6 protein-coding genes are annotated in these 7,597 nt (G+C 40.1%); 4 read left to right on the top strand and 2 right to left on the bottom strand.

Annotated features, from left to right (window positions below; translation table 11 throughout):
- Positions 1-131 precede the first annotated feature (131 nt).
- Positions 132-548, bottom strand: a complete 417-nt coding sequence (locus ASE55_RS02170; RefSeq protein WP_056214920.1) for a helix-turn-helix domain-containing protein — start codon at positions 546-548, stop codon at positions 132-134.
- A gap of 283 nt (positions 549-831) precedes the next feature.
- A complete protein-coding gene (locus ASE55_RS02165; protein WP_056214917.1) occupies positions 832-1,293 on the bottom strand; it encodes an Lrp/AsnC family transcriptional regulator in 462 nt (153 codons plus the stop codon).
- 242 nt (positions 1,294-1,535) lie between these two features.
- On the opposite strand from ASE55_RS02165, the gene ASE55_RS02160 reads away from it, so the two are divergent.
- The 4 genes from ASE55_RS02160 (at position 1,536) to carB (ending at position 7,493) form a co-directional block, all read left to right on the top strand.
- A complete protein-coding gene (locus tag ASE55_RS02160) occupies positions 1,536-2,432 on the top strand; it encodes an aspartate carbamoyltransferase catalytic subunit (RefSeq protein ID WP_056214914.1) in 897 nt (298 codons plus the stop codon).
- Positions 2,433-2,582: 150 nt separating this feature from the next.
- Positions 2,583-3,665, top strand: a complete 1,083-nt coding sequence (locus ASE55_RS02155) for a carbamoyl phosphate synthase small subunit (protein ID WP_056214911.1) — start codon at positions 2,583-2,585, stop codon at positions 3,663-3,665.
- Positions 3,666-3,681: 16 nt separating this feature from the next.
- Positions 3,682-4,128 (top strand): IS200/IS605 family transposase, encoded by a 447-nt coding sequence (tnpA, locus tag ASE55_RS02150; RefSeq protein WP_056214909.1) that lies wholly within the window; start codon positions 3,682-3,684, stop codon positions 4,126-4,128.
- 185 nt (positions 4,129-4,313) lie between these two features.
- Positions 4,314-7,493, top strand: a complete 3,180-nt coding sequence (gene carB / locus ASE55_RS02145; RefSeq protein WP_056214908.1) for a carbamoyl-phosphate synthase large subunit — start codon at positions 4,314-4,316, stop codon at positions 7,491-7,493.
- The last annotated feature ends 104 nt before the right edge of the window (positions 7,494-7,597 follow it).

The raw sequence follows: 7,597 nt of genomic DNA, 5'->3' as shown, positions 1-7,597 counted from the left end.
GAAAAGAAATCCTTCGACTTCCAATTGACACAGAGTCTTTTCGCAAGATTGCTCGGTTTAAACTAAATAGTTGTATAAATTCTTGTTGAAGAACTCAAAACTCATCATTTATAACTCATAACTTCTAAAACCTATTTTTTAAACCTTTCCCATTTAATCAGCATATACTTATCGGCAAACTGGGTAATAATCAAGCCGGAATCTTTGATGTTTTCTTCTTTTGAAATATAGTCAATCAGCTCATTTTGCTTTAAAATTTTGTAAACAGGATGAAAATCAGAATGCGGCGGTCTTGTGATATTGTATTTTTTGATCCATGAGCTTACCGTTACATGGGATACACCGATAATCCTTTCTATTTCGCGGAAACTGAGGCCTTCAAGGTAGAGTTGAAGTGCTTTGGTTACATAATAATCATCTATTTTTTTACCCAGTTTTTTAACCGTAAAATAATAGCTGCATTCTTTACAATGGAATCTTTGCTTCTCATTGATGATTCCGCTTTTAACCACTTTATCGCTTTTACATTTCGGGCAGATATTTTCCATGTATAGTATTTTAGCAAATATATAATAATTTAGCAATATTTACTTTTTACGGTAAAATTCATGCTTATAAGACAATGAAAAATGAATGTATTTTGGGAAATGGATATGTAAAAAGGGCAGGACTGAATAATAAATAAGATTTGAGAAAAGTCTTTATCAATCCATCAGGAAAGTGCCGGAAATTCCCACAGCAATAGTGGAATCATTTTAATTTAAAAGGAGCGCTGATTGACCTCCGGTAAACCGGCAGATCATATAGCCCGATTATAGCGGACTCTTAAATTTATGCCAGGTCAATTTTAAACTTGGTGGATTTTTTTACTTCATTAAGCACAATAGAACTGTGATACTGACCGATATTCGGAATATTGGAAATTACGTTGACGGTAAAATCATTATAAGAATTAACATCTTTCGCAATGATTTTCAGCATATAATCATATTCCCCGGAAAGGCTGATTACCTCCTGTACTTCATCATATTTTCCGATATTCTTCTCAAAGCTTTCGAGCACTTTCTGGGACTGTTCTTTAAGACGGACATTGCAGTAGACCACAATATTCAACCCTAATTTTTCACGGTTCAGAAGACCGACGTATTTCTCTATGATCCCGTTTTTCTCCAGCTGTTTGATCCTTTCATAGGTAGGCGTAAAAGTAAGACCGATTCTTTCTGAAATTTCTTTTACGGACAGCGTAGAATTTTCCTGAACGATGCTGAGAATCATTTTGTCTTTTAAATCCATATAATTATGATTGAATGGCCACAAAAATAATATATAAAAATTAAATTATGGTATTATTGTGGTATTTTAACTAAGTCATATTTTCTTTTGCAGATTTATAAAATTGTTATATCTTTGCACCTAATGAATAACACAGTATTTATATCATTAGAATTACCGGGCGTAGACGCCCTTTACGATATTTATTTATTTTAAGCGAAGATATTTTCTTCGCTTTTTTTTTGTAAAAAATTTGAGTTATTATGTTTACGATTACAGAACTGAGCACCGAGAGAATCAACAGGATACTGACAGAAGCCATAGCTTTTGCCAAGGGTAAAACGGCTAAAATTGAAGGGGAAGTTTTTTGTTCAAACCTTTTCTTTGAAGACAGCACCAGAACAAAGACCAGCTTTGATATTGCTGAAAGGAAACTGGGCCTTCAGGTAGTCCCTTTCGATGCCTCAAACAGTTCTGTGAACAAAGGCGAAAGCCTGTACGATACGGTAAAGACCATTGAGAGCCTGGGCGTAAATCTGGTCGTGATCAGGGATAAAAAAGACCGGTATTTTGACGATCTTAAAAACATCAGCATTCCGGTGATCAACGGAGGGGACGGAACAGGAAATCATCCGTCACAATGTATGCTGGACCTGATGACGATTTACCAGGAATTCGGGAAGTTTGAAGGGTTGAAAGTAGGGATCGTGGGTGATGTAAAACACAGCCGTGTTGCCAATTCAAATGCAGAAGCGCTGAGAAGATTAGGCGCAAAAGTATATTTTTCAGGCCCTGAACAGTGGTTTGATGAGGGTGCCCTTATTAACGGAACCTACTTGGCGGTGGAACAGCTGATTGCTGAAGTGGATGTCCTGATGCTGTTAAGAATCCAGCATGAACGCCATGATGCCAAAATGAGCTTTTCCGCATCAGAATACCACAGAAAATACGGACTGACCAAAATCAGGGAAAAAGCAATGAAAGAAGGAGCAATTATTATGCATCCGGCACCCATTAACCGGGGCGTGGAAATTGATACCGACCTGGTGGAATGTGAGCGTTCAAGAATCTTCAAGCAGATGGAAAACGGGGTGTATGCAAGGATGGCTATCCTGAAAGAAGCATTGGAAAAAGAAGGGCATACTTTTAAAGAATTGTAAAAAGTATAATGTACAAAGTAAAAACTACACCACTACAACTTACATTATACATTTTACAAAAGAAATTATAAATAGAAAGAATAAGAAATAAAATAACAGAATGCAGAAGTCCAACTTCTAATTTCTAAAATCTAATATCTAATTTAAAAAATGAAGAAAAAGTTAATACTGGAGTCCGGTGAAGTATTTCATGGAGAAGGTTTCGGGGCAGCCTTGGAAACTGCGGGAGAGGTGGTTTTCAATACCGGAATGACAGGGTATCAGGAACTGATTTCGGATCCGTCTTACTGCGGTCAGATTGTCTGCATGACGTATCCGCTTATCGGAAACTATGGGATTAATAGAGATGATTATGAAAGTATTGAGCCGGCAATCAAAGGTCTTATCGTAAAAGAGCTTTGTGACCTGCCATCCAATTTCCGTACTCAGATTACTTTAGACGAATTATTTAAAAAGAAAAACCTGTCAGGGATTTCAGGGATCGACACCCGGAGACTGACCCGGATTCTCCGTAACCATGGCGTGGTAAAAGGAAAAATCGTGAATGCTGATGCTGACGAAAGTACGGTGGTTTCAGAATTGAAATCAACCACTTTCCCTACCAACCAGGTAGAGCAGGTTTCCACCAAAACGCCTTACGCCAATCCAGGCAGAGGCCTGAAAGTGGTATTGGTTGATTTCGGTTCCAAATTAGGAATTATCAGGGAACTGTCTCAGCGGAACTGTGATATCACCGTTGTTTCCCAGAATGTAACTGCGGAAGACATTTTATTGATGGATCCTGACGGCGTGATGCTGTCCAACGGCCCCGGCGATCCTGAAGACAACCAGCAGGCTCTGGAAATGATCCGCGGACTGCTAGGAAAAGTTCCAATCTTCGGAATCTGTTTAGGACACCAGTTAATCGGCCTGGCCTGTGGTGCAAAAACGTTCAAACTAAAATTCGGACACCGCGGAGGAAACCACCCGGTACTGGATTTAGAAAAAAATAAAGTGGCCATCACTTCCCAAAACCACGGGTATGCCGTTGATCAGGAAAGTTTAAAAGCTACAGACCTTATAGAAACACACATCGCATTAAACGACAGAACCAATGAAGGCCTGAAACACAAAATTCACCCTTGTTTCTCCGTTCAGTATCACCCGGAGGCAAGTCCGGGCCCGGAAGATGCAAATTATTTATTTGATGATTTCATAGAACTGATGGAGGGTTTTAAGAGTGGAAACCAGTAAACTGTATTTAATATAAATGTCAACCTTCCGCCAAATATATTATCAGATTGTATTTAGTACAAAGCACAGAATGCCTGTGTTAAATATTGAGTATGAAGATTATTTATACAGATATATTGGAGGAATTGTTAAAAATAAAAACTGTAAACTGTATAAAATTAACGGAATGCCGGATCATATTCATTTATTTACAGATCTGCACCCCTCGGTTTCCTTAAGCAGTTTTGTAAAGGACATTAAGGTTTCAAGCAACTTATGGATAAAGCAGAGCGGATTATTTCCTGATTTTGAAGAATGGCAAACTGGTTACGGTGCATTCACTTATTCCGAAAGAGAAAAGGAAATGATTATCAATTATATTGAAAACCAAAAAGAGCATCATCAGAATGCATCTTTCGAGGTTGAATATAAGGACCTGCTTAAATCTCATGGAGTGGAATTTGATGAAAAATATCTTTGGTAATTAATATTCAACCCATTTTATGGGTTGTCTGAATATGATTTAACGATCCAATCCATAGGTTTCACCTACGGCTATTAAAGTTCAGCCACTCCGTGGCTGCCCCAAAATATAAAACTACAGAACCATGAAATGGTTCAACAATAATAGCCACGGATGAAATCCATGGAATAATAAAAAAGAAAAAAATGAAAAGAAACGACATAAAAACAATTTTAGTAATCGGTTCCGGTCCCATCATCATCGGTCAGGCGGCGGAATTTGATTACGCGGGAACGCAGGCCTGTTTATCTTTGAGAGAAGAAGGCTACAAGGTGATCCTGATCAATTCAAACCCGGCAACGATCATGACGGATGTTGAAATCGCAGATAAAGTATACATCGAGCCGATTTCCCTTCAGTTTGTCAGTCACATCATCAGAAAAGAACGTCCGGATGCACTTTTACCGACACTTGGCGGCCAGACCGGACTGAACATGGCGGTAGAGCTGGAAAAATCCGGGATTCTTGAAGAATGCAAGGTTGAGGTTCTGGGCACAAAACTTTCAGCCATCAACAGGGCGGAAGACCGGGATTTGTTCCGGGAACTGATGAGGGAACTGAATGAACCCGTTCCTGAGTCTGATATCGTCAACACGGTAGAAGGAGCATTGAACTTTGCGGACAGAATCGGGTATCCGGTAATTGTGCGTCCTGCCTTCACCATGGGCGGAACCGGAGGAGGGATCGCTTCCAATGAAGTTGAATTGAAGGAAATTGCGGAATTAGGGTTGAAATACAGTCCCGTAACGCAGTGTCTTATTGAAAAATCAATTGCCGGTTTCAAAGAAATTGAATACGAAGTAATGCGTGATGCAAACGACAACGCGATTGTGGTTTGTAACATGGAAAATATAGATCCGGTAGGTGTACACACAGGTGACTCCATCGTGGTGGCACCTTCTCAGACACTTTCTGACAGGGAATACCAATTGTTGAGAAATGCATCCTTAAAAATCATCAGGGCTTTGGGAATTGAAGGCGGATGTAACGTACAGCTGGCTTTGGACCCGCATTCATTTGACTATTATATCATTGAGGTAAATCCACGGGTTTCCCGTTCATCCGCTCTGGCCAGTAAGGCAACCGGTTATCCGATTGCTAAAATTGCTGCAAAAATCGCGGTAGGATTAACTTTAGATGAAATCATGAATCCGGTGACCGGAAAAACATATGCCTGCTTCGAGCCGGCCCTGGATTACGTAGTAACCAAGTTCCCGAGATTCCCGTTCGATAAATTTGAAACGGCAGACAGAAGATTATCAACACAGATGAAAGCGACAGGTGAAGTAATGGCCATCGGAAGAAACTTCGAGGAGTCTTTACAGAAAGCCATCCGTTCTCTGGAAACAGGAATCAAGCATGTCGGTTTAAAAACCAAACAGGCAGAAGCGCTTACCGAAGAAGAAATTGAAAGAAGAATCAGGGTGTGTGATGACGAAAGATTATTCATCATCGGGGATGCTTTAAGAAGAGGATATGACTGGGAACAGATTGTTGAATGGAGTAAGATTGATAAATTCTTCATCTGGAAAATCAAGAAATTAATTGATTTCGAAAAAACAATTGCAGATAACAAATTTGACAAGGAAACTTTAATCCAGGCCAAGAAATTAGGGTTTGCCGATGTTAATATTGCCGTGCTTTGGGATGTAAAAGAACGTGAAATCTTCAATTTCAGAAAAGAAAACGGGGTAATGCCGGTATACAAAATGGTAGACACCTGCGCTGCGGAATTTGAAAGCGAAACGCCTTATTTCTACGGAACGTACGAAGAAGAAAATGAAAGTGTAGCTTCTGATAAAAATAAAATTATTGTTCTCGGTTCCGGACCGATCAGAATCGGGCAGGGGGTTGAGTTTGATTACGCAACGGTTCACTCGGTTTGGGCAATCAAAGAAATGGGATATGAAGCCATCATTATCAACAACAACCCTGAAACGGTTTCCACGGATTTCTCCATATCGGATAAATTATACTTCGAGCCGCTGACGGAAGAAGATGTCATGAACATCATCGAGCTTGAAAAACCGATGGGCGTGGTGGTTCAGTTCGGCGGACAGACAGCCATCAACTTAGCCGATAAACTTGCCTCTCACGGCGTTCAGATCTTAGGAACTTCTCTGGAAGATTTAGATAGAGCCGAAAACAGGGATAAATTTGAAAAAGCCCTTCAGGAAATGGGAATTCCGCAGCCTTTAGGAAAAACCTCGACTTCAAAAGAAGAGGCGATAGAAATTGCCAACGAAATTGGGTATCCGGTATTGGTTCGTCCGAGCTACGTTTTAGGAGGAAGAGCCATGGAAATCGTCTATACCGAAGCTGAACTGTCTCATTATATGGAATTTGCCGTAGATGCAAGTCCGGAGCACCCGGTTCTGGTCGACAGATACATGGTTGGAAAAGAAATTGAAGTGGATGCCATCTGCGACGGTGAAACGGTAATCATTCCGGGGATTATGGAGCATATCGAGAGAGCAGGGGTTCACTCCGGAGACTCAATTGCGGTATATCCTCCACAGAATATTTCACCAAGCGAAGTTGAGACGCTGGTAGATTATACGCAGAGATTGGCTAAAGGATTGAAAGTAATCGGGTTAATGAATATCCAGTACGTTCTTTTCGAAGGAAATGTATATGTGATTGAAGTAAATCCAAGATCATCCAGAACCGTTCCTTTCTTATCTAAAATCACAGAAGTTCCGATGGCCAATTTAGCGACCAAAGCAATTTTAGGCCAGAAATTAACCGATTTAGGTTACAAGAACGGACTGGTTCCCAATAAAGAAGGTGTTTTTGTAAAAGTTCCGGTATTCTCTTTCTCAAAATTAACGAAGGTTGACATCTCTTTAGGACCTGAAATGAAATCCACAGGAGAAGTGATGGGGAAAGATACCACGCTTGAAAAAGCATTGTACAAAGGATTGGTTGCGGCAGGAAGAAAAGTTCCGATGCACGGCTCGATCCTGTTCACGGTAGCGGACAAACATAAGCAGGAAGCGGCAGATCTGGCGGCGAGATTCCATGAAGTAGGGTTCAGGATCTGGGCAACGGAAGGAACGGCTAAATTCTTCAGCGAGCAGGGCATTCCTTGTAAAATAGGCTACAAAATCGGAGAGGAAAGCGTAAACCTGATTGACCTGATTCAGAAAGGAAAGGTTCAGTATGTGGTAAACACCATGACCAAAGGAAAACAGTCTGAAAGAGACGGCTTCCAGATCAGGAGAATGAGCGTGGAAAACGGCGTTCCTTGTTTAACTTCAATGGATACGGTAGAAGCGATCCTGAAAGTTATTGAAAGCATGACGTTTAAGATGGAAACGATGTAGTTTCCGGAAATAAAAATAAAATAAATAAAAAATGCATCTTATTGTTAAGATGCATTTTTTATTTTTAACAGTTTATAATCTAATACAAATGGATAGTTTAAAAT

Source organism: Chryseobacterium sp. Leaf201, assembly GCF_001421435.1.
GTDB lineage: Bacteria > Bacteroidota > Bacteroidia > Flavobacteriales > Weeksellaceae > Chryseobacterium.
Note: the sequence above shows the minus strand (reverse complement) of the source record. Positions and strands in the feature narration are given on the sequence as shown.

Bases quoted from the DNA above. Each gene is read 5' to 3' on its own strand.
- ASE55_RS02170 (WP_056214920.1), bottom strand. From the start codon at position 548: ATGGAAAATATCTGCCCGAAATGTAAAAGCGATAAAGTGGTTAAAAGC.
- ASE55_RS02155 (WP_056214911.1), top strand. From the start codon at position 2,583: ATGAAGAAAAAGTTAATACTGGAGTCCGGTGAAGTATTTCATGGAGAA.
- ASE55_RS02160 (WP_056214914.1), top strand. From the start codon at position 1,536: ATGTTTACGATTACAGAACTGAGCACCGAGAGAATCAACAGGATACTG.
- tnpA (WP_056214909.1), top strand. From the start codon at position 3,682: ATGTCAACCTTCCGCCAAATATATTATCAGATTGTATTTAGTACAAAG.
- ASE55_RS02165 (WP_056214917.1), bottom strand. From the start codon at position 1,293: ATGGATTTAAAAGACAAAATGATTCTCAGCATCGTTCAGGAAAATTCT.
- carB (WP_056214908.1), top strand. From the start codon at position 4,314: ATGAAAAGAAACGACATAAAAACAATTTTAGTAATCGGTTCCGGTCCC.